The 21,310-nt window shown below is 34.3% G+C and carries 19 protein-coding genes and 1 riboswitch; of the genes, 8 read left to right on the top strand and 11 right to left on the bottom strand.

The window, feature by feature from the left end:
• Positions 1-248 precede the first annotated feature (248 nt).
• The 8 genes from HMPREF9225_RS04135 to HMPREF9225_RS04100 all read right to left on the bottom strand — a co-directional run bounded on the left by HMPREF9225_RS04135 (position 249) and on the right by HMPREF9225_RS04100 (position 9,891).
• Positions 249-518 (bottom strand): DUF1294 domain-containing protein, encoded by a 270-nt coding sequence (locus tag HMPREF9225_RS04135; RefSeq protein ID WP_008901687.1) that lies wholly within the window; start codon positions 516-518, stop codon positions 249-251.
• A 1-nt stretch (position 519) separates the two neighbouring features.
• Positions 520-2,712, bottom strand: coding sequence for an AAA family ATPase (locus tag HMPREF9225_RS04130; protein WP_008901686.1), 2,193 nt, complete (start codon positions 2,710-2,712; stop codon positions 520-522).
• Positions 2,713-2,800: 88 nt separating this feature from the next.
• Positions 2,801-4,015, bottom strand: coding sequence for a hypothetical protein (locus HMPREF9225_RS04125; protein ID WP_008901685.1), 1,215 nt, complete (start codon positions 4,013-4,015; stop codon positions 2,801-2,803).
• Positions 4,016-4,022: 7 nt separating this feature from the next.
• A complete protein-coding gene (locus HMPREF9225_RS04120; protein ID WP_008901684.1) occupies positions 4,023-5,528 on the bottom strand; it encodes an Hsp70 family protein in 1,506 nt (501 codons plus the stop codon).
• Between the two features lie 607 nt (positions 5,529-6,135).
• The gene (locus HMPREF9225_RS04115; RefSeq protein WP_008901683.1) at positions 6,136-7,299 is read right to left on the bottom strand and encodes an iron-containing alcohol dehydrogenase; all 1,164 of its coding nucleotides are present in this window, start codon (positions 7,297-7,299) and stop codon (positions 6,136-6,138) included.
• A gap of 9 nt (positions 7,300-7,308) precedes the next feature.
• Positions 7,309-8,175, bottom strand: coding sequence for a DnaJ domain-containing protein (locus HMPREF9225_RS10555; protein WP_040551310.1), 867 nt, complete (start codon positions 8,173-8,175; stop codon positions 7,309-7,311).
• Between the two features lie 2 nt (positions 8,176-8,177).
• Positions 8,178-8,555, bottom strand: coding sequence for a metallopeptidase family protein (locus HMPREF9225_RS04105; RefSeq protein WP_008901681.1), 378 nt, complete (start codon positions 8,553-8,555; stop codon positions 8,178-8,180).
• Positions 8,542-9,891, bottom strand: a complete 1,350-nt coding sequence (locus tag HMPREF9225_RS04100) for an aminotransferase class I/II-fold pyridoxal phosphate-dependent enzyme (protein ID WP_008901680.1) — start codon at positions 9,889-9,891, stop codon at positions 8,542-8,544. Before HMPREF9225_RS04100 ends, HMPREF9225_RS04105 begins: the two co-directional genes overlap by 14 nt.
• Before the next feature lie 61 nt (positions 9,892-9,952).
• On the opposite strand from HMPREF9225_RS04100, the gene HMPREF9225_RS04095 reads away from it, so the two are divergent.
• Together HMPREF9225_RS04095 and HMPREF9225_RS04090 are read left to right on the top strand one after the other, a co-directional pair.
• A complete protein-coding gene (locus HMPREF9225_RS04095) occupies positions 9,953-10,744 on the top strand; it encodes a zinc dependent phospholipase C family protein (RefSeq protein ID WP_008901679.1) in 792 nt (263 codons plus the stop codon).
• Complete coding sequence (locus HMPREF9225_RS04090) at positions 10,741-11,961, top strand: MFS transporter (protein ID WP_008901678.1); 1,221 nt, start codon at positions 10,741-10,743, stop codon at positions 11,959-11,961. Before HMPREF9225_RS04095 ends, HMPREF9225_RS04090 begins: the two co-directional genes overlap by 4 nt.
• Before the next feature lie 217 nt (positions 11,962-12,178).
• Here the strand turns inward: HMPREF9225_RS04090 and HMPREF9225_RS04085 are convergent, their stop codons facing one another.
• Complete coding sequence (locus HMPREF9225_RS04085; protein ID WP_008901677.1) at positions 12,179-12,697, bottom strand: nitroreductase family protein; 519 nt, start codon at positions 12,695-12,697, stop codon at positions 12,179-12,181.
• 276 nt (positions 12,698-12,973) lie between these two features.
• Between HMPREF9225_RS04085 and HMPREF9225_RS04080 the strand changes: the two genes are divergently transcribed.
• From HMPREF9225_RS04080 to HMPREF9225_RS04055, 6 genes are all read left to right on the top strand, one after another.
• Entirely contained in the window at positions 12,974-13,669 is a 696-nt protein-coding gene (locus tag HMPREF9225_RS04080; protein ID WP_008901676.1) for a hypothetical protein, read from the top strand.
• 10 nt (positions 13,670-13,679) lie between these two features.
• Positions 13,680-13,898, top strand: coding sequence for a 4Fe-4S dicluster domain-containing protein (locus HMPREF9225_RS04075; protein WP_008901675.1), 219 nt, complete (start codon positions 13,680-13,682; stop codon positions 13,896-13,898).
• A gap of 13 nt (positions 13,899-13,911) precedes the next feature.
• On the top strand, positions 13,912-14,970 hold the full coding sequence (locus HMPREF9225_RS04070) for a 3-methyl-2-oxobutanoate dehydrogenase subunit VorB (RefSeq protein WP_008901674.1): 1,059 nt from the start codon (positions 13,912-13,914) through the stop codon (positions 14,968-14,970).
• Positions 14,971-15,735: a thiamine pyrophosphate-dependent enzyme gene (locus HMPREF9225_RS04065; RefSeq protein WP_008901673.1), complete on the top strand. Its 765-nt coding sequence runs from the start codon at positions 14,971-14,973 to the stop codon at positions 15,733-15,735.
• Between the two features lies 1 nt (position 15,736).
• On the top strand, positions 15,737-16,894 hold the full coding sequence (locus tag HMPREF9225_RS04060; protein ID WP_040551309.1) for a 2-oxoacid:acceptor oxidoreductase family protein: 1,158 nt from the start codon (positions 15,737-15,739) through the stop codon (positions 16,892-16,894).
• 12 nt (positions 16,895-16,906) lie between these two features.
• Positions 16,907-16,966, top strand: a riboswitch (Fluoride riboswitch).
• A 151-nt stretch (positions 16,967-17,117) separates the two neighbouring features.
• Positions 17,118-18,284, top strand: coding sequence for a cation:proton antiporter (locus HMPREF9225_RS04055; protein ID WP_008901671.1), 1,167 nt, complete (start codon positions 17,118-17,120; stop codon positions 18,282-18,284).
• Positions 18,285-18,325: 41 nt separating this feature from the next.
• Here HMPREF9225_RS04055 and HMPREF9225_RS04050 read toward each other — a convergent pair whose 3' ends face one another.
• Positions 18,326-19,648 carry a M18 family aminopeptidase gene (locus tag HMPREF9225_RS04050; protein ID WP_008901670.1) on the bottom strand — a complete coding sequence of 441 codons (1,323 nt, stop codon included), beginning with the start codon at positions 19,646-19,648 and terminating at the stop codon, positions 18,326-18,328.
• Between the two features lie 19 nt (positions 19,649-19,667).
• Positions 19,668-21,104: an amino acid permease gene (locus HMPREF9225_RS04045; protein ID WP_040551308.1), complete on the bottom strand. Its 1,437-nt coding sequence runs from the start codon at positions 21,102-21,104 to the stop codon at positions 19,668-19,670.
• Between the last annotated feature and the right edge of the window lie 206 nt (positions 21,105-21,310).

The raw sequence follows: 21,310 nt of genomic DNA, 5'->3' as shown, positions 1-21,310 counted from the left end.
AATTTTTATTCTTAAACTCTAGCTATTCGCTATCTTTTATCGGTTTAAAGTCTGATTTGAATATTTGTTTGTTAATTAAATCTTACTATTTTTTGCGGTTTTTAGCTTTTTTCATTTACTTATTATTATAATAATATTATGATTTTTACAATAAGCTTTAGCATCTTAAATATATGAGTATGATATCCTTTTCATAACGCAATTAAAAAAACTGTCTCTTAATAGAAACAGTTTATAAATAATTTAATTTACAAAAATCTAGCAGCGATCAAGGCTCCTATAAAATTTGCTATATAGAAATATCCTTTCCTAATCTTGTGTCTAAATAGAAACATTCCAAAGAAACCACCTATTCCTCCTCCAGCTGCTCCAAGAATTAAAAGAAGTGCTTCTGGAACTCTCCACATTTTAAATGATGCTTTAAATTTGTCATATCCATATAAAAAGAATAAAAATATATTTAATATCAAGAGAACAAATTTTATCCCTAATGAAAATAACATTAATATTTCTTTCATACTATCCTCCAATTACATTTTGTACGTCAGCTTTCGTTATGTGGTTGATTTCATCACTACGTTCTTCTATAACTCTAGACTTAAGCTCTAAAATAACTTTTTCAAAGAAATTTCTCGCTTCTCTTCCGTTTCCAAAATGCCTATCCTTGTTTTGACATAGATGTTTAAAGTAGTTATAAATAATTTCTTCAGTTTCTTTGTCGCTATAGAATCCTTGAGCATTTGTTAAAGATTTGTAGATTTCTAGTAATTCATCTTCGTTATAATCTTGGAATTCTATTATTTGAGTGACTCTTGATTTTAGTCCTGGGTTCGTATCGAAAAGTCCCGCCATTTCGTTTGTATATCCTGCAAATATTACTACAAGCCTATCTCTATTGTTTTCCATTTCTTGGATTAATGTTGCTATAGCCTCTTTCCCAAAATCATTTTCTCCTCCAGAAGCTAAGTCATACGCCTCATCTACAAATAGTATTCCTCCATAGGCCGACTTACAAATATCTCTTGTCTTTATCGCTGTCTGTCCAATATATCCCGCAACTAAATCAGATCTTTGAGCTTCAACTACCTTTGGTGTGGCAAGAATTCCCATATTGTAAAATATTTTTCCCATTATTTTTGCAACTGTAGTCTTCCCTGTTCCAGGATTTCCTGTAAATGCCATGTGGTAAGACCTATTGTATTTCTTGCCTGTCTTTTCTTCAACGAGCTTATCATATAGAACTTCATTTTTTATTCCTGTAATCTGTTTCTTGACACTGCTCAAACCTATAAGAGAGTTAAGTTCTTCCATTGCAGCTTCCAATGTTTCTTCTTCACATTCACTTGGATCTATTCCAAAGTCCAAAGAGTACAAGGTAGTAAGTTCCTCTCTCGTTGCTATTCTAGATCCAATATTTAAAGCCTTGGTCTTTATTGCGTCTTCGATTAAATTTCTCACACTTCTACCATTTGCAAAGAATTCTTGCATCTGCTCCTTGGCTATCTTCTTCTTAAATGCTTTTTCTCCATCTGAGCTTATTATAAACTGATTATCCTTTGCTATTAATCTTGCTATCTCCATAAGTTCTTCGTCATTGTAGTCTTCGAAGTTGATTTCCATATTTATTCTAGACTTAAGACCTGGATTTGTTTTTAAAAGTTCTCTCATCTCATCAGTATATCCGGCAAGTATAACTATGAATTCGTCCCTCTTATCTTCCATAGCTTTAAGTAATGTAGCTATTGCTTCAGGCCCAAAATCATTTTCTCCTCCAGATGCCAAGCTATAGGCTTCATCTATAAATAGTATTCCACCCATTGCCTCTTCTATAACTTCCGCAGTCTTAATTGCAGTAGCTCCTATATACTGTTGAACTAGGTCCCCCCTGTCTACTTCAACAAGATGACCCTTTTCCAAAATTCCAAGAGATTTAAAAATATCTCCCAAAAGCCTCGCCACAGTAGTCTTACCAGTTCCAGGATTTCCATAGAAAGCCATGTGATATGATTGTTTATTTTTATTAATAATCCCTGCTTGCTTCCTCTTCTGCTCAAATTTTATCTGGCTTATGATTTTATTTATTTCAATCTTCACAGAACCTAGACCTATTAATTTGTTTAGCTTTTCTAATGGCTCATTTAATTCTGAATCTATGGTTTCTTCATTTTGTTTAACCATCTTTATCTTTTGCAAGTATTCATTTGCCACATCTGCTTCTTTTGAGTTTCTCTTCTTAAGCATGGTCGATCTTGCAAGTTTCTTCAAAGCTTCATGCTTGTTACTGCCATAGTAATAGTCCATTTTGAGAATTTCAAACCCGTTATCAGGATATTGATCTATTATTTTTTCAACTTCGTTAAAATCTCTTTTTAAAATAAGATTTCTAAGACTAATTTTTCTTAATTCATCTTCGCTAAATAGATTTCTTACCTTTTCGTAGATTCTCCCTAGGTTGGCAGCATCTTTCTGTATATAGTAGATTTCACTTAGAAGTTCATATTTTTTTAAATCATTATTTGAAATTAATTCTAAATATTTCTTTGCTTCTTCTAAATCTTCGTTTAAAAAATAGCTTTTTGCTTTTAAATATAGGTACTCATCTTCTGTTATATCATTTTTCAACTTATCCAAATGTTCTAAAAATGATTGCAAATTTGTGGATTCAAGTCTAAGTTCCAATGAGTCCAGTACTTTTCTACTTGTGTTTTGCATATTTTCTCCTTAAAAAAGAATGGATCAGGATCCATTCTTATTCATCAAAATAATTTACTCATACTAAATACTCAAGTCTTAAATATTTTTATTTTTTAAGCTTAAGGGCTCTTAGCAGTTTTAGCTTATATGGGTTTGTATTGTATACAATGCCCGCTTGAAGATCATAACCTCTTAATTTTCTATTTTTAAAGAAGAATCTAAATATTAGCACAATTAATAATATTAGGAATGGTAAGCTATTTGCTATCTTGTTTATTGCTAAGAATATGAATTTTGGAAGAAATACTTCGCAAATTTCAAGTAGACCACCTAATATTACTATCATTACGAAAAAAGTTATAACTGAATAAATCGTAGGTAATATTGCAGGATATGTCTGTTGAACTTTTAGTATATTATTTACAGTTTCTAAGTTTTGTCTTCCTGATGGTGAGTCAAAGTGTTCTAGAGAAAGTTCAATTTCTTTCTTATATTGTAATGCGTCTTCCTCAGAAGTTAGGTGATTATCTCCTTCAAAAAGCCTAGTTGCTCTCCAATAATAAATATCTCCCAGAGTCTTGTCCCATTCTATACTGTTTATTTCAAATTTATAAGGTTCAATGCTCAATTCCCCAATTACAGTAGAAGCATTTCCCGAAACTTTTTTCGCGAGTTTTGCATATTTAAGTGCTTCATCAAAGTTTTTGTTTATAAATTCCATGTGAGTTTTATAGTAGTAAGCATATGCTGTTTCTTTATTTTTTATTGGATTATATAGAAATTCAAACATTTTTCTAGCTTCTGCCGTATTTGAAATGTTGTATCTATAAATTTTAAATAGTGTGAAATGCGCCCAGTAATCGTTAGGATCTATTTTTAGAAGTTTCCTGCAGGCTTCTTCTTGTCCTTTAAAATCATTTAAAGCTTCACAATATCTTGCATATACATACCATGTTCTCTTATAGTTTGGAGCCATGCTTTCGCAATATATAAGCATATCACGCACTTCAAACAACGTTGTGCCGATGCTACTTTCTATCATGTCTATAGTTTTATCGACAGTTAATTCTGGTCTATTATCTGCTTTTTCTTCAACAGGAGGATTAATTTCGTTTAAATAATTTTTATAACTGCCTTCATCTTTGAATATGTCGATTGCTTCAGAAATAATCTTCACCATTTCTTCTGCTTCAGCTCTAATTTTCGTGTCAAAATGGTTCGCTCTTCTGGTTTGTTTCTTAAGTTCAGAGTTTAGATGCTCAAGTATTTCTTCTCTACTTGCATCTATATTTAAATTTAATAATTCAAAATAATTTTTCATATTTCACCTATTCAATCTCTAAATTTGAAATCTTATCTTTCTTTTCAATTATTTCCTGTTTAGATAAATTTGACTTTCTCTCAATATCTATAGACTGCATAAATGTTTGACTTGCTGAGTCAAAAATATCTACATGTATTATACCGTCAGTATCATAGGAGTATGTTACTAGAAATTCAGATCCTATTGGTCTTTGCACCTCTGGAAGTCTTACTGTCATTTCACTTACTATTGAACAATAATTAAGATCCTCTTCTTCTCCTTCTACGACTCCTATGTCTATGAATCCTTGGTTTTCAACGGTGGAAAAAAAACTTGAAGTCACTGAACAAGGAAGCGGAGAATCTTTTTTAATTATTATGCAATTTACATTTTCTTTTTCCTCGTTTAGCACAACAATTCCAAGAGAGTGAGAGTTAACGTCTATTATTTCTATTCCTGAGAGATGTTCGTTTGCGTTTTCATCACTTTCTATTAGATTGGCCTGAATTGCTGCACCTATTGCAACAACCTCGTCCGGGTTTAGTTCCAATGATGGCTTCTTACCTATTAGTTCTTCAACCATTTCCCTTACTAGCTTGATTCTTGAAGATCCTCCTACAAATATAGTCTTGTCCACTTGGTCCCAGGTTAAGCCTGCATCTTCTAATGTGAAGTTCATCATGTCACAGGTTCTTCTCACATCACTTCTGATTAGGTCGTTAAATATTTCTTGGGTTATCTCGATTTTGTCTCTTATATTTTCATAATTTATTACAATATTTGTCTTTGATTTTGAAGATAGGGCTTTCTTAGCATCTTCAACTTTTTCTCTCAAATATTCTATGGCATATTCATCATCGTATAGGTCAACATCATATTTTTCTTCTATCTTTTCAATTACATATCCCAATAGAGCATTGTCAAAGTCAAATCCACCCAACTGTTTGTTCCCATTAGTAGATAATACTCTTAAATTACCCCCTCTTAGCTCCATTGCAACGGCATCAAAAGTTCCGCCTCCAAGGTCATAAATCATTATATTTTGATCTTCAGATTTATTATTAACTCCGTAAGCAAGTGCTGCCGCAGTCGGTTCATTTATAATTTTTAAAACTTTTAAACCTGCTATATTTGCAGCGTCCTGGGTAGCTTTTCTCTGAGCGTCATTGAAGTATGCTGGTACTGTTATTACCACAGAATCTACTTCTTCTCCGAGATAATCTTCCGACATATTCTTTAATTTTTTTAAAATGATTGCAGATAAATCTTCTGGAGTTAGATAGTCGTCGCCTCTTGGAAATTTAAAGGACTCATCTCCCATCTGTCTTTTGATGTATGAAATTGTGTTTTCCGGATTTATTCCAGCTTCTTCCTTTGCCGCCATTCCTACTACTACATGGTCTTCATCAAAGAATATAACTGATGGTGTGGTTCTATCTCCTTCATCATTAGGAACTATTTGCGGATTGCCTTCTTTATCAATATATGCAACACAGCAGTTAGTAGTTCCTAAGTCTATTCCTATTTTCATAGTAAAGCTCCTTATTAATATATTAAACTTATCTATATAATATATATACGCATTTTTAAAGTCAAGAATTATGACTTTTTCATTAAATAAAACGGAATATTTTAATAAAATTTAAACTTAAAGTTACTATTTTTATAATTTTACATTTTGTTGCATCGATTAAAATTTTTTATTATGATTAAATTTTAAAGACTTAATTAATATTAATATTCGAGGCGTTATTTTGGAGTCAACTTTATTAGTTTTATTTTGTTTGATAATCTGAGGGATTTTGTCAATATATTTGTCCATATTTTCAAATATTAATCCAATTGCGGTTATATGTTTTAGAATTACCTGGTCATTGGTATTTTGTTTTTTAATTCTTCTAAATTAAAAGAGAGCAAGAAGATATAAAAAGCATCATCAATGATAAAAGGCAGATGTTTTTTCTATAACGAAGTGTTCACCAGACTCCATGCATATATGTTTCTATTCGTTGGGCTAAGTGTAAGTATATTTTTATTCGACAGTCTAAAAAATTTAAAAAAAGAAAGATTAAATAAAAAATACAAGCCTAGCTAGACTTGCATAAAAAAACTGCCTCTTTATTGAGACAGTTTTTTTATTAAAATGATTTTCTTAGGATTTCTAGTACTGCTTCTTCTGAAAGTTCTACAAATCCTCTGATATTTCTTCTCTTATGTTCTATGGTCATCTTTGCCATTTCTTCTAGTTTGTCTTCTGTTACTCCTGTATCTCTTAAGTGCATTGGAATATCTAGCGATTCAAAGAATTTATATAGGGCAAGGATTCCTAGTTCTGCTGCTTTCTTGTCATCTCTTTCTTCTACTTCAAATACTTCTCTTGCAAATCTTGCAATCTTAGGTGTGGTTTCTTCATTCATGCAATATTCGAGCCATCTTGGTGTGATGATTGCTAGTCCTACTCCGTGGGTGATGTCGAAATATGCTGATACTTCGTGTTCAATTGGATGCACTGACCAGTCTGCAGATTTACCTGTTGAAAGTAGTCCGTTTATTGCCCAGGTTGATGCCCACATCAAGTTTGCTCTTGCTTCGTAATTTTCTGGTTCGTCCATTGCACGTCTTCCGTACTTAACGCAGGTTTTTAGAATTGCTTCTGCAACTCCGTCTTGGAAGTAGCAGTCATCTAATGTGAAGTAGTTTTCCATGGTGTGGCTCATTATATCTGCTGTTCCTGCAGCTGTATGATACTTTGGAACTGTGAATGTATATTTAGGATTCATAAGGGCAAATTTTGGTAGTACATGGGCATTTGCAAAGGCAAGTTTTTCCTTGGTTTCTAAATTTGTTATTACTGCGCTGTCATCCATTTCTGATCCTGTTGCTGATAGGGTAAGCACAACTCCTATTGGTAGTGCTTCTTCTATCTTCGCTTTACCAGTCAGTATATTCCATGGGTCGCAGTCCAATTTATATCCGCCGGCGATTAATTTTGCACAGTCGATGGTGGATCCACCGCCCACTGCTAGGATGAAGCTGATGCCATGTTCTCTTACTAATCTTATTCCTTCTCTTGCAGAGTCAACCCTTGGGTTTGGTTCGATTCCCGCAAGTTCAAAGTATTCGATTCCGTCCTTCTTTAGTTCTCCTACGATATCATCATAGATACCATTCTTCTTTATGGAGCCAGTTCCGTAACAAAGTAGAACCTTATTTCCATATTTTTTAATTTCTCTTCCTAGATTTTCAAGTTGGTCTTCACCGAATAAAATCTTTGTCTTTACATCGAAAATAAAATCTTTCATAATTCCTCCCTATTGTTCTTTTATTCTCTTGTATCTCTCTATATTTTCATCGCTTAAAAATTCATAAGCGTTATTTATCTTTTGAAACATTTCCTTGGCTCCCTCTTCCTTATTCAAATCGGGATGGTACTTCTTAGCAAGCTGTCTGTACTTTAATTTTATTTCGTACTTATCTGCGTCTGTGCTCAAACCAAGAATTCTAATAGCTTCTTCGTAGGACTGTTTAAATCCAATGCCCGTATAGTTTTGTCCCTGACTATTTTGGCTTCCACCATAATTTCCTTGATAGTTTCCTTGATTATAGTAGTAGCCGCCACGATTGAATGCGTCGAAGAATCCTCCTTCTCCAAAGAGATCTTCGAAGTTTATATCGTCGCCAAAGGTGTAGTAGGTTCCGCCAAATGAAGAATTAAATCTCTCTTCAAATTCTTTTTCTCTTTCTTCCTGTTCCTTCTGCCTTCTAAGTCTTTCAAGTTCTTCGATATGCGCCTTATATTTTTTGCCGTAGTCAGAAATCTTGTCAAAGGTTCTCTTCTTTCCATGTAGGTAGTAATCCGCCCTGTCGTAGAAATATTCCGTCGCCATGTACTGAATATATTTTAAGTAACTTACGCCCTTTACTCCCAAGATAGGCACCACCAATGATAGAAATATGATGGTCATGATGTACTTGTTTCTTGTGACTGAATATAAAACTATAGGATTTAAAAAGAAAAATATAAGTAGACATCCCCCTCCCAAGAATAGGGCTGCTAACATCTGTTTAATTCCATTGAAAAATGATGTTGCAAGTTCAACCATAAATATAATTATATTTAAAAATACTTCTATAAATTTGCCGACGCCATTTAATATGTGTCCTAAAATCTTCTTCATTTTCACCTCATTTCATCCTTCAAAAACTTTTCTATATCTCTTCTATCTTCTTCGACTAGGTCGTAGTTTCCTGCCAAGAATTCCAAATGGTGGGTGAGTTCATGGCAGAAAGTCTTTTTAAGTTCTTCTTTTAGAGCTTCCCTAGGCAAGAATCCATACATCTGCATAAATGATCCGTAGAAGATCGCAATCTGTCTTCCAGTTGCATCTATTTTGTAAAGTCCTAGCACAAGCATGGTTTTATTTATATCCTGTGGATGGTACATTACCCCTTCTTCTAGCACTATTCCACCGTTTAAATGGTCAAAATACTTTTCCGGGATATCTTCTACTATCTCTTCTAAAAGTTCTTCAACTTCATCTATTCTACTTAGATCCAACTTTTAAACCTCCGTTTTTAAGACCGACAACCTTTATATTTAATTTCAAATATTCTTCAAGAATCTTTATGATTTCATCGGTTACTTCTTCCCCTGGTACCAGTATTGGACTTCCAGGCGGATAGGGAATTACAAAGGAAGTGGATATCATTCCCTCTGTATCTTTTAATTTTACCCACTTTGATTCTTTTCTAAAAATTTCACAAGGTTTATTTACAATTTTTTCTCTGTAGGAAAAGTCTAAGGATTTTGGATAGTCATTTTTGTAAGTAGAATTTTTAAGAGCTTGTTCTAATTTTCCTATGGAAACTTCATCGTCTGAGGCAGTTATTATAAATACTGCACAAAATGGTGTCGCCATCTCAGCTCGTATTCCGTAATCTTTTATCGCTCTTTCGATTTCATACCCAGAAATATTTTCCTTTGAAACAACGAGTCTCGTCGGATCAAATCCATCCCCTTCTAAAAATTCAAAGCCTTCCTTCTTTAAATTTTCTTTTAAAGTTTTGAGCCTTTTTATATTTTTATCTAGTCTTTTACCTCCATTTTTCTCCATAAAATCCAAAGCTTCTTCCATGGAAATAAGCATAAGGTACGATGGAGAGGTGGATTGCAAAAGTCTCATGGTCTTCTCTAGTAATTCAACTGAAACTCTATCTGTATACACATGCATAAATGCTGAGCCAGTTATGGCAGGCATTGTCTTGTGAGCGGACTCTATGGCTATGTCGCAGCAGTCCTTTGCAGAGAGTTCAGAAAGTTTCGGCAAGAAATTTAAATGTGCCCCGTGAGCTTCATCCACTATTAAAATAGTACCGCAATCTTTGCATATTTTAAATATTTCTTTTAATGGGAGTACCTTCCCAAAATAGTTTGGACTCGTAACTACCAAGGCTCTATATTTTCTCGTCTCTAATTTTTCTTTTAAATCGTCTAGGTCGATTCCAACAGGCACATTGAATCTCTTATCTATTACTGGATGAATATAGGTCGGCTCAAGTTCTGATAAAATTATTGCGTTATACACTGACTTGTGGCAAGTTCTCTCAACCAATATTTTGTCTCCTTTATCCAAAGATGCCATTATCGCAGACATTATTCCAAGGCTTGACCCTTGTGTTAGGTAGTAGGATTTTTTACTCCCATAGATTTTCTTAAGTTCTTCCATGGATTTTAAAATTGCACCACTAGGTTCTAATAGATTGTCCGTTTCATCCAGTTCTGTTACATCGTAATTAAATTTTAAATAATTAAATTCTCTTCCCTTATGACCAGGGGTTGAAAATGATATATCTTTCGATACGGATTTTACACTGTCAAATATAAATTTATTCATACTTCCTCCAATACTATTATAACAGGAAACGTTATGGTAAAATACATTTGAGGAGGTAATTATGGCGTCAATATATACTCATGATAGATTTGGAAGACAAGTCGTTAAAATCATGCCAGAGATAACCTGTGGACTGACAAACAGAATACTTTTTCAGTTTGGAAATCAAGGACCGGATCTCTTTTTCTTTAATTTAGGTTTAAAAATAAACGGCAAGAATCCTGGAACTGCTATTCACGACCAGCCTTTTAAAGATTACTTGGATAGAAATAAAGAATATGTAAAATCTTTAAATAGATGTTCCGATGAATTCTATTACTTTGCAGGTTCAATCTGCCATTTTATTCTAGATAGCTACATACATCCAGCGGTTGAAGCAAATGTAACTAGTTCATATTCCCATATGGATATTGAGATAGAGCTAGATAGACACTATATGTTAGAAGATGGAAAAAACCCTCACAAATTTAATATGTCTACGATTATTCCTCAGCCAACTATAGCTCCAAAGGTTGTGCATGTCTATGATTCCTACGGAGTTAAGTTAAAAGATGTCTACGACAGTATCGCTGGTTTTAAAAAATATAGAAAACTATTCCATACCGGAACTTATGCAAAAGAATTTTTCTTAAAATTAATTATGGTATTAAGCGGCAAAAAAGAATTTACAGGACAGCTCATTACCCACAAAGTTCGACCTCAGTCAAAAGAAATAAATAAAGTTTTGGTTGATAAGTTTGACGAGGCACTTGCAAACGCACCGCGACTTATAAAGAATGCCTTAGACTACATCTACAACGACGGAGAACTTGATCCTCAATTTTTAAAAGATTATATGGGAGAAATTAAATGAAACTTACGAAAAGTGAACGCAACTGGATTTTGTATGATGTCGGCAACTCTGCATTCATACTCCTATTTACAACCATAATTCCAATTATGTTTAACTCTCTAGCTAAAGGTCATCTAAAAGATTCAACCTACCTAGCCTACTGGGGTTATGCAGTTACTATTAGCACCATACTTACAGCCCTTGTAGGTCCATACTTCGGAGCCTTGGCGGACAAATTTTCACTTAGAAAGAGATTCTTTATAGTATTTATGTCCCTCGGAGCTTTGGGATGTTTTTTATTTCCATTTACCAAATCTTGGATGGTATTCTTAGCACTTGTAATTATTTCCAAAGTAGGTTTCAATGGATCACTAGTATTTTATGATTCAATGCTAATAGATATAACTTCAGAAGATAGGATGGACAATGTTTCATCCCTCGGATTTGCATACGGATACATAGGCTCTGTAATTCCATTTGTAATATCAATTTTAATATCTGTAAAGCACGAAGCCTTGGGCATAGGCATGGATCTAGCTATGAAGATGGTATTTACCATAAACGCTCTATGGTGGGTACTATTCACCCTACCTCTACTAAAAGTTTACAGACAAAAATATGTAAGAACCGAAGAAGAAACAGATAAGATGCATCTGATCCAAACCTTTGAAAAAATAAGAGGGGACAGAAAAATATATATGTTTTTATTCGCATTCTTATTCTATATAGATGGAGTCTACACAATAATTTCAATGGCAACAGCCTACGGAACTTCCCTTGGACTAAGCTCCAACGGATTAATCCTTGCACTTTTAGTTACCCAACTGGTAGCTTTCCCATGTGCCATCTACTTCGGTAAGATTTCTAAAAAATATGAAACTGGAGTTTTAATTAAGATATGTATACTTGCATACCTACTAATTTCTATATATGCAATATTTTTAAATAATATAGTTCAATTTTGGATTCTGGCAGTAAGCGTTGGTATGTTTCAAGGAGCTATTCAAGCTCTATCCCGTTCCTACTATGCAAAGATAATTCCAAAGGAAAACTCTGGAGAGTACTTCGGAATCTACGATGTATTTGGAAAAGGTGCTGCAATCATAGGTACACTAGTAGTTTCACTTGTGACACAGGCAACAGGAAACCAACACCTTTCAATATCCACCCTATCCATTATGTTTTTAATAGGAATTATATTATTCTTTAAAACGGATAAAATAGAAAGCAAAAATTAAATTAAAAATAAAAAGTAAATATCAAAAAAAGTATAAAAGGGACCTATCATGGTCCCTTTTATGTATCTGGAAAGAAAAAAGATGATTGGGTTCTTTACAAACCCAAAATTATTTTATCATCTTAAATCTATCTTTTCAATACCAAATCAACAATTTAGCGTGAAATAATTTTATTTTTCACAAAGTTATTTGGATATTTTTAAATATTATTAAAATTTTAGAACTTTTCCATGTGAATCTTAGATTTAATATCTATTTCTTCTCTTCTTCTTACTCTTTCATCGCCAGTCCCAATTGGAATTATGGTAAGCACTTTGTAGTCCTTTGGTACTCCAAACTCTTCTTTGAAAAACTCTTGGTACTCTCTTCCATCTTGAGTTTCCCCTTCCCTTACGTTTACCCAGCAAGTAGAAAGTCCATTATCAACCGCACAAAGACCAATATAAGAAGAAACAATTGCACATTCTTCAACCCAATTTCTAACAGTATCTGCATTTGTCATAACTAATATGCACATTGGCGCATCTTTTAGATATTGTGTTCCAAACATTTCCATGTCGGCAAGTTTCTTAAGGTTTTCCTTTTCAGTTACGATTACAAATTCCACAGGACGAGAAGATGCATAGGAAGGACCCATAATTGATAGAGAAAGTATCTCTTCTATGGTTTCCATGCTTGGTAGTTCTGGTTTATATTTTCTAATACTTCTTCTCGCTTTTATTATTTCTTTTAACATTTTACCCTCCTAAAATATCTCTTAATATCTATAATATACCCCATTCTAAAATTAATTTCCTTTTTATTATCAAATTTATTTGAAAAATAAAATATAGTTTAACAAATACAAATCTCTTCTAACGTGTTTTTATAATAGAATGATATTTTATTTATCCGTTATAAAAAATACTTGTTAAAAAATTAAAAATAATATAGAATTAAATTAGAAAAGCTTTTCACATTAGCATTTTACTATGTTTGTTTAAAGCTTTACACTGACATGTGAGGTGATTAATTGGCAGATTTGAAACCAAAAGGCAACAGAATAAAAATTATTACAGGTCATTTTGGTTCTGGTAAGACTGAATTTTCTATCAACTACTGTCTATTTTTAAAAAAATATTATGAAAAAGTGGCAGCAATAGACTTAGACATAATCAACATGTATTTTAGGATTAGAGAGAAGACTGAGTTCCTAGAAAATAATGGAGTAGAAGTCTACGGTTCAATTATGAAAAAGATGCAGGCACTTGATATTCCTGCTGTGGATCCGCAGATTTTAATGCCCCTTGAGAGAGAAGAATATCAAGTTGTAATGGATATTGGAGGCAACCCAAAAGGCTCCTTATCCCTAGGTAGGTACAGAGAGCTTCTACATAGATCAGGCTACGATAACTATTTCATCATAAATAGAAATAGACCTGAGACTGCTGAAGTTTCAGACATTATTGCTTTTATTAAAAGTACAGAGGCTCATTCTCAAACGAGAATAAATGGACTTATTAATACAACTCATATGCTAAAAGACACTACCGTAGACGATGTACTTTACGGTCAAGAAATAGTCGAAGAAGTTTCAAAACTTTTAAATATTCCAGTTGTCTACACAGCTTGTATAAGACCTGTTGCAGAACAACTTGAAAAAGAAAACTCGATTAAAAACGAAATTTTTCCAATCGACCTATATTTCAGAGACGATTGGATGATTTGAGGAGGAAAAAATGGCAAAAGGTAGAGTAGAATTCAATGAATCAAGATGCAAAGGCTGCGGTCTTTGCGTAATTGCGTGCCCAAAAAACGTAATTGAAATCGATCCACACAAGATCAATGGTAAGGGTTATAGCCCTGCAACAGCTGCAAGACCAGAGGACTGTATTGCTTGTCAAAACTGTGCAATAACTTGTCCTGATTCAGTTATTTCAGTAATTAAAATAGGTTAGGGATGGTGATAAAATGACAAAGGTATTAATGAAAGGTAATGAAGCTGTAGGTGCAGCTGCTATAAAGGCTGGTTGCAAATACTTCTTTGGATATCCAATTACACCACAATCAGAAGTTCCAGAGTACTTATCAAGAGAACTTCCAAAAATTGGAGGTTGTTTCTTACAAGCAGAATCAGAAGTTGCTGCTATAAACATGCTTTACGGAGCATCAGGAGCAGGTGCAAGAGTTATGACTTCATCTTCTTCTCCTGGAATCGCACTTAAACAAGAAGGAATTTCTTACATGTGTGGAGCTGAACTTCCAGCACTTATAGTAAACATGATGAGAGGTGGTCCAGGACTTGGATCTATCCAACCATCACAAACCGACTATTTCCAATCTACTAGAGGTGGAGGAAATGGTGACTACAGAACAATCGTACTTAGCCCTTCTACTGTTCAAGAAATGGTAGATTTAGTTATGCTTGGATTTGACCTTGCTGATAAGTACAGAAACCCAGTTGTTTTAATGGGTGACGGTGTTATCGGTCAAATGATGGAACCTGTTGAATTTAAAGAAAGAACAGAAGAAGAACCAGCAAAACCTTGGGCAGCTACAGGTAGAGGCACTAGAAAAGAAAACAATATTATAAACTCAATCTATCTATCTGCAGATGAACTAGAAGTACACAACCATCATCTAATTGAAAAATATAAAACTATCGAAGAAAACGAAACAAGAGTTGAAGAAGTAGGTCTTGAAGAAGGCGTTGAACTTGTACTCTCTGCTTATGGTACTTCTGCAAGAATTTGTAAATCAGCTATGGGAATCCTTGAAAAGAAAGGATACAAAGTAGGACTTATAAGACCTATTACTTGCTGGCCATATCCATATAGTTCATTCAAAAAAATTCCAGAATCTTGTAAAGATATTCTAGTTGTAGAAATGAACCACGGACAAATGACAGACGATGTTAAGATTGCTACAGAAGGTCGTCAAAACATCCACTTCTTCTGCAGACTAGGCGGAAATATTCCAACAGCTGAAGAAGTAGCAGAAGCTGCACTTAAAGTATTGGAGGCTAAATAAATGAAGAAACCAGTATTAAAAGAAAATGAAACTTGTCTATACACATACTCAGAAGGCTTAACTGACGAAGTATTCCACTACTGCCCAGGATGTACTCATGGTATCATCCACAAATTAGTAGCAGAATGTCTAGTTGAAATGGGTCTTCAAGACAAAGCTATAGGCGTATGCCCAGTAGGTTGTTCAGTACTTGCTTATAAGTACTTCAACTGCGATATGTATGAAGCTGCTCACGGTAGAGCTCCAGCAGTTGCAACCGGTGCAAAGAGAGTTCATCCAGATAAATTTGTATTCACCTATCAAGGCGATGGAGACTTGGCTTCTATAGGTACAGCTGAAATCGTACACGCTGCCCACAGAGGAGAAAAGATCTCAACAATATTTGTAAACAACGCAATCTACGGTATGACAGGAGGACAAATGGCTCCTACTACTCTTATCGGTCAAGTAACCACCACTTCCCCATACGGACGTGATGAAGACTGGTCAGGTAAGCCACTTAGAATCTCTGAAATGCTTGCAACCATAGACGGAGCAAAATTTGTAGAAAGAGTTTCAGTTGATACTCCTGCAAATATCAGACGTGCAAAACGCGCAATCAAAGAATGTTTCCAACTACAACTTGATAATAAAGGCTTTGGTATTGTCGAAGTCCTATCTACTTGTCCTACTAACTGGGGACTTCCTCCAGTAGAATCACTTCAATGGTTAAGAGACAATATGATTCCATATTATCCACTTGGTAATTTTAGAAGAGGTGAATAAAATGACAAGAAAAATAGTAATGGCAGGATTTGGTGGTCAAGGTGTAATGGCAATGGGACAACTTATTTCCTATGCCGGCATGCTTGAAGGTAAACACGTATCTTGGTACCCATCTTACGGACCAGAAATGCGTGGAGGAGCTGCAAACTGTTCAGTAGTAGTATCTGAAGACCCTGTAGGATCTCCAATCATAGCAGTAGCAGACGATGTAATAGTAATGAACGAACCATCTCTTTCATTGTTTGAATCACATGTAAGACCTGGCGGAAATTTATTTATAAATTCATCACTAGTTAAAAAAGAAACCACAAGAACTGATATAGAAGTTCACAAAATTCCAGTAAACGACATCGCAATCGATTTAGGTAACGCAAGAGTTGCAAACATGGTTATGCTTGGTGCATATCTAAATATAACTAAGCTTGTAAAAGTAGAATCTGTAATCCAAGCATTTACAAAAGTTTACGGAGACAAGAAGAAGAAACTTATTCCAATAAACGAAAAAGCTATCGAAGCAGGTGGAAATGCAGCAGGCAAAGAATATGTAACTGCAGCTGAAAATAAAGTTGAATCTAAGACTCCAGAACACTACAAACACCTAAAGGGTGGCGAAGAAGAAATGAAGATCAATTATCTAAACGACGTTAGACAAATGGATAAAGCTCAAGAAGAAAAGATCTTCTCTTCTGAACTTAATATAGTTAAACAAGCAATTCTTAACGAAGTAGAAAGTATCAACTACTTCAAAATGTCTTCTGAACAACTAACTGGTGAATCAAAAGAAATCTTTTTATCACTTGCTCATCAATCAGAAGAACACGTTGACTATCTAAACAAATTGAAAAATAGCATAGAAAAGAATGAAGCAACTGTAATAGAAAAAGTTAAATCTTCTCTTGAAGGTAAAACCTTTGAATGGGGCAAGATCAATCCAGAAAATGCAACCATGGTACTATCAGTATTCAACCTTGGAATGAACATTAAGAAGGTTAACATCAAATTCTATGAAAAAGCAGCTGCAAGATCAGAAGTACCTGAAGCAAAAGGACTTTACAAAGAACTTGCATACTGGGAAAACTTCCAACTAACACAAATTGCTAAACAATACGAAGAACTTAAGAACGAATGGTGGTCTGACCAATCATACGCTCCATTCTAAACTTATAAATTAAATATTATAGGGAATGAAGTACTCCCTTTAAACGCGAAAGCTGATGACTTCTACTTAAATGTAGAGCATCAGCTTTTTTTATGCTATTATAATAATGAATTTAGTTGAAAGATTATTAATTACTTATACTCTAGAATAGCTTAAACTAAAAATAATTTATCCAAAATAATTTATCCAAAATAATTTAAAAATGAAAAAATAAGGAGAAAAAATGTTAAATTCAATCGCATATATTTTTATCCTGGGATGTATACTTTCCTACTTTATGAAAAACATAAAACTTCCCGCTCTTTTCGGGATGCTTATAACCGGGATGATTCTCGGACCATTTGCACTAAATATTCTCGATGAAAAGATTTTAAATATTTCTGCAGAGCTTAGAAGAATTGCCCTTATAATCATTCTTGCAAGGGCTGGATTTACTCTGGATATCTCAGACCTTAAAAAAGTCGGCCGTCCCGCAGTACTACTTTCATTTGTGCCTGCAAGTTTTGAAATCATGGGAATGGCAATATTTGCTCCCCTACTTTTAAAAATTGATTTAATAGACGCACTTATAATGGGAGCTGTCGTTGCAGCGGTAAGCCCCGCAGTGGTGGTTCCAAAGATGATATACCTAATGGAAAATGGATATGGTAAGAAGAATTCCATTCCTCAGATGATTATGGCTGGTGCATCGGTTGATGATATATTTGTCATAGTTCTATTCACATCTTTCGTATCCATTGCAAAGGGCGGAAATGTAGATGTGATGAGCTTTGTAAATATTCCTATTTCCATAGCAACTGGGATAATTTTAGGTTACGCAGTCGGAAAACTTTATGGAATGTTTTTAAAGAAAATTAAGATGGAACACACCATCCAAACTATGATTACCCTATCCATCGCGTTCTTACTGGCATCTACAGAAGAAGTGCAAAATATAGTTCCCATCTCTGGACTGATTGCAGTTATGGCCCTTGGAATTGGAACACAAAATACCAACTTCGAAGCCGCAGCAGAAATTTCAAGCGGTTTTAGGTCCCTATGGTCTGGAGCGGAAATACTTCTCTTCGTATTAGTAGGAGCGGAAGTAAATCTTGGATATGCTTTAAAACTAGGACCTATTGCACTAGTTACAATTATTTTATGTCTAATGGTTAGAATGGTTGGCGTATATGTTTCTGTCCTAGGAACAAAACTTAACCGCGGCGAAAGAATCTTCTCCATGCTTGCTTACACTCCAAAGGCAACGGTGCAAGCTGCTATAGGAGCAATACCTCTTGCCATGGGACTTAAATGTGGACCGCAGGTGTTAACTGTGGCTGTGCTTGCAATACTATTTACCGCACCATTTGGCGCATTTATGATCGACAGGTATAAATATTTACTAAAATAAAAATAGAGCAGTCTACTGCTCTATTTTTGTGTTGATAATTTTTATTCTTCTATAGAAATCTTGGTTGCACCTTGGATGTTTATATTTGTATTATAGTACTTTGTAAGTGCTTTTATCATATATTCTACATCCATAACTCCTGCAGTTTCATAATTTGAATGCATTGCAAGTTGTGGTAGTCCAATATCTACAGCATGAAGTGACACTTGTGTGTTTGAAAGATTACCTAGAGTTGATCCGCCTTGCATATTACTTCTGTTTGCAAAATGTTGAACCGGAACTTCTGAAAGTGCACAGATCTTTTTAAATACAGCTTGTGAAAAAGCATCTGAAGTGTATTTTTGATTTGCAGCTTCTTTTATTACGATTCCTTTGTTCATGAAGGCTTTGTTTCCATCGTCGGTTAACTCTGGATGGTTTGGATGAACTGCGTGGGCGTTATCCGCACTTACTAAGAATGATTTAGCAACCGCTCTTAGATAGTCTTCTTCAGAATATCCAAGGGCTGAATTGATTCTTCTTAGTGTGTCTTTTAAGAATGTACTCATCGCTCCCTGTTTTGTGTTTGATCCAACTTCTTCGTTGTCGAAACAAGCATATACATTTATCGCTACATCGTTTGATGCTGATATAAATGCTTTAAGTGATGTGAAGGCACATTCCAAGTCATCAAGCTTTGGTGAAGATACAAATTCATCTTTATATCCCCATACTTTTCCTTCTTGTCTGTTTACAAGGAATAGATCCTTTGAAATGATCTTACTTTCTTCTACTCCAAGTTCTTCTGCGATCATCTTGTTGTAGTCGCCTTTTTTCATTGCTCCTGTTGTGAAAAGTGGAAGTAAATCAACTTGTCTATTGAATTTATATCCGCTATTTACTTCTCTATTCATATGGATTGCAACATCTGGAATAATCAAAATATCCTTGTCTATATATAGAAGTTTTGAAACTATTTCATTATTTTCTTCTACCAAGACTCTTCCAGCTAATGTGAGAGGTTTATCTAGCCATGTCCAGTCTATTGGACCGCCATACACTTCTACATTTAGTTTTATATAGTCTCCAGGTCCTTCAAGCTCTGCTACGCTTTTAACTTTAAATGTTGGTGAGTCAGAGTGTGAAGCCACTAATTGGTAGTGGTAGTCTGAAATATTCTTTCCTACTTTGAAAGCTAAGATACTTGAATCGTTTCTAGTGATGTAGTAGTTTTTGCCTTTTTCAAGATTCCAGCTTTCGCCTTCTTTTAATTCTACAAAATTTTCTTTATCAAGGTATGATTTTACAGTATCTACTGTGTGAAACATACTTGAGCTTTTTTTAATAAATTCTAATAATTCTTTTGAACTTTCTATATAGTTCATGATTCCTCCTTTTTAGAATTTAGTTTAATCTCTTGTCTTCCCTTGCTCTTATTATTGGTAGTATAACGCCTAGTCCAAGAAGAACAACTGGTGTACAGATGTTAAGCACAAGTTGGAATGGATCGTCTGAGATGATTCCTAGAGCACAACAGAATGCTGTAACTATGAAACACCAGAAACCGAAGAACAATGCAGCTCCATTGTTTTTCATAAACTTAAATTCTCTATCAAACTTATCATTTTTCTTTCTAAGGGCAATATATGCCAAGAATACCCACAAATAACGAAGTGGCATTGTAACTGAGTTAAGTTTAGTTAACTGTCTTAATACTGTCGCTGCTCCTGGTACCAAGATTTGTGCAAGGATAATTGATCCAGAAAGCACAACTACAAGTTTGATACCATTGATATATGCACCATACTTGTTTTTCTTTAGAAGTTTTCTTGGAATAAATTGGTTGGTTCTTTCATCATCAAGTAGCATTCTAAGTGGAGCATCGATACTTACAACAAGTACTGCGAATTGTCCAATTAGGTTACATAGTGCATATATAATTAGAATTGCGTTACCAACTCCATAGTATTCTCCCAATTTTTGGAATGCCCAATAAGAACTATTAGCTGCGTAAGAGTCAAAGGTTGCTTGGTCAGCATTTATAACGCTAGGGTCAAACATCATTCCCATAGCAATAGTTCCGAAAATTGCAGAAACAACTACCATTATAGCAGCAAATATCATTGCTTTAGGGAAATTTTTTGCTGGATTACCATCTACCTTGTTTACATAAGGGCTTAACTTTTCAATTCCGCCTACAGCAAATACAAGTATTGATAAACTTGTGAAATATTTCTTATCAAATGTAGGAATCAAATTAGTTAAAGACCAATCCATCTTTAAGTATCCGCCGTTAGGGTTAAGAGTTGGTGCTGCTAGCATAAGAAGTATATATAAAATACCCATTACAAACATACTAGAACCAGCGATAGCTGCTAAATTTTTAAGCGGATTAAGTCCTCTACTTGCTACCCAACAGAAGAATAAAAATACGCAAAGTGTTGCTAACTGAATATAAAGTGTTGGTATTGTGTCATATGCTTCTGCGTTTTGGAAGAACATCCAACCCATAGCCTTTAATCCACCAGAACCTTTTGAAGCTATATAAGTAATATGTACAGCCCAATAAGTCCATCCTGCGTAGTATGCGATCTTGTCTGTGGTAGTTGCTCTCATCCATGAAGTAACTCCTCCACCTTCGTTTTTAAATGTGGAACCAAGTTCTCCAACCATAAGTGCGTATGGAATAAAATAAAACGCGAACATTAGGATCCATGAAAATATTACTTGAATACCGTTAAAGAATACGAAACCATTAGTAACGTTTCCAAATCCCCATAAAGTAGAGAATACCATAAAGCATAGTATCTGCCACTTAATTTTCTTTTCTGAATCTTGCATCTTGTGCATCCTCCTAAAATTATTTTGTTAATTTTATTTTATCTGAAATATGATTTAATGTCTATAATTTTCGTAAAAAATGAAAATGCTTTTATAAATCTTTTATTCGTATTCATTTGATCTTTTAAATATAAAAAAATAGTTTTACAAAATTTAAAATCGCGATTCTTTGGCTATATAACTAATAATTTTCACTGAAAAATATT

The organism is Peptoniphilus duerdenii ATCC BAA-1640, from assembly GCF_000146345.1.
Lineage (GTDB): Bacteria > Bacillota > Clostridia > Tissierellales > Peptoniphilaceae > Peptoniphilus_B > Peptoniphilus_B duerdenii.
This window is presented reverse-complemented; position numbering and strand designations above follow the sequence as displayed.

Coding starts and splice junctions, on each gene's coding strand:
- HMPREF9225_RS04090 (WP_008901678.1), top strand. CDS start 10,741: ATGAAACTTACGAAAAGTGAACGCAACTGGATTTTGTATGATGTCGGC.
- HMPREF9225_RS04130 (WP_008901686.1), bottom strand. CDS start 2,712: ATGCAAAACACAAGTAGAAAAGTACTGGACTCATTGGAACTTAGACTT.
- HMPREF9225_RS04115 (WP_008901683.1), bottom strand. CDS start 7,299: ATGAAAGATTTTATTTTCGATGTAAAGACAAAGATTTTATTCGGTGAA.
- HMPREF9225_RS04100 (WP_008901680.1), bottom strand. CDS start 9,891: ATGAATAAATTTATATTTGACAGTGTAAAATCCGTATCGAAAGATATA.
- HMPREF9225_RS04070 (WP_008901674.1), top strand. CDS start 13,912: ATGACAAAGGTATTAATGAAAGGTAATGAAGCTGTAGGTGCAGCTGCT.
- HMPREF9225_RS04065 (WP_008901673.1), top strand. CDS start 14,971: ATGAAGAAACCAGTATTAAAAGAAAATGAAACTTGTCTATACACATAC.
- HMPREF9225_RS04050 (WP_008901670.1), bottom strand. CDS start 19,648: ATGAACTATATAGAAAGTTCAAAAGAATTATTAGAATTTATTAAAAAA.
- HMPREF9225_RS04095 (WP_008901679.1), top strand. CDS start 9,953: ATGGCGTCAATATATACTCATGATAGATTTGGAAGACAAGTCGTTAAA.
- HMPREF9225_RS04135 (WP_008901687.1), bottom strand. CDS start 518: ATGAAAGAAATATTAATGTTATTTTCATTAGGGATAAAATTTGTTCTC.
- HMPREF9225_RS04045 (WP_040551308.1), bottom strand. CDS start 21,104: ATGCAAGATTCAGAAAAGAAAATTAAGTGGCAGATACTATGCTTTATG.
- HMPREF9225_RS04085 (WP_008901677.1), bottom strand. CDS start 12,697: ATGTTAAAAGAAATAATAAAAGCGAGAAGAAGTATTAGAAAATATAAA.
- HMPREF9225_RS04120 (WP_008901684.1), bottom strand. CDS start 5,528: ATGAAAATAGGAATAGACTTAGGAACTACTAACTGCTGTGTTGCATAT.
- HMPREF9225_RS04060 (WP_040551309.1), top strand. CDS start 15,737: ATGACAAGAAAAATAGTAATGGCAGGATTTGGTGGTCAAGGTGTAATG.
- HMPREF9225_RS04055 (WP_008901671.1), top strand. CDS start 17,118: ATGTTAAATTCAATCGCATATATTTTTATCCTGGGATGTATACTTTCC.
- HMPREF9225_RS10555 (WP_040551310.1), bottom strand. CDS start 8,175: ATGAAGAAGATTTTAGGACACATATTAAATGGCGTCGGCAAATTTATA.
- HMPREF9225_RS04075 (WP_008901675.1), top strand. CDS start 13,680: ATGGCAAAAGGTAGAGTAGAATTCAATGAATCAAGATGCAAAGGCTGC.
- HMPREF9225_RS04125 (WP_008901685.1), bottom strand. CDS start 4,015: ATGAAAAATTATTTTGAATTATTAAATTTAAATATAGATGCAAGTAGA.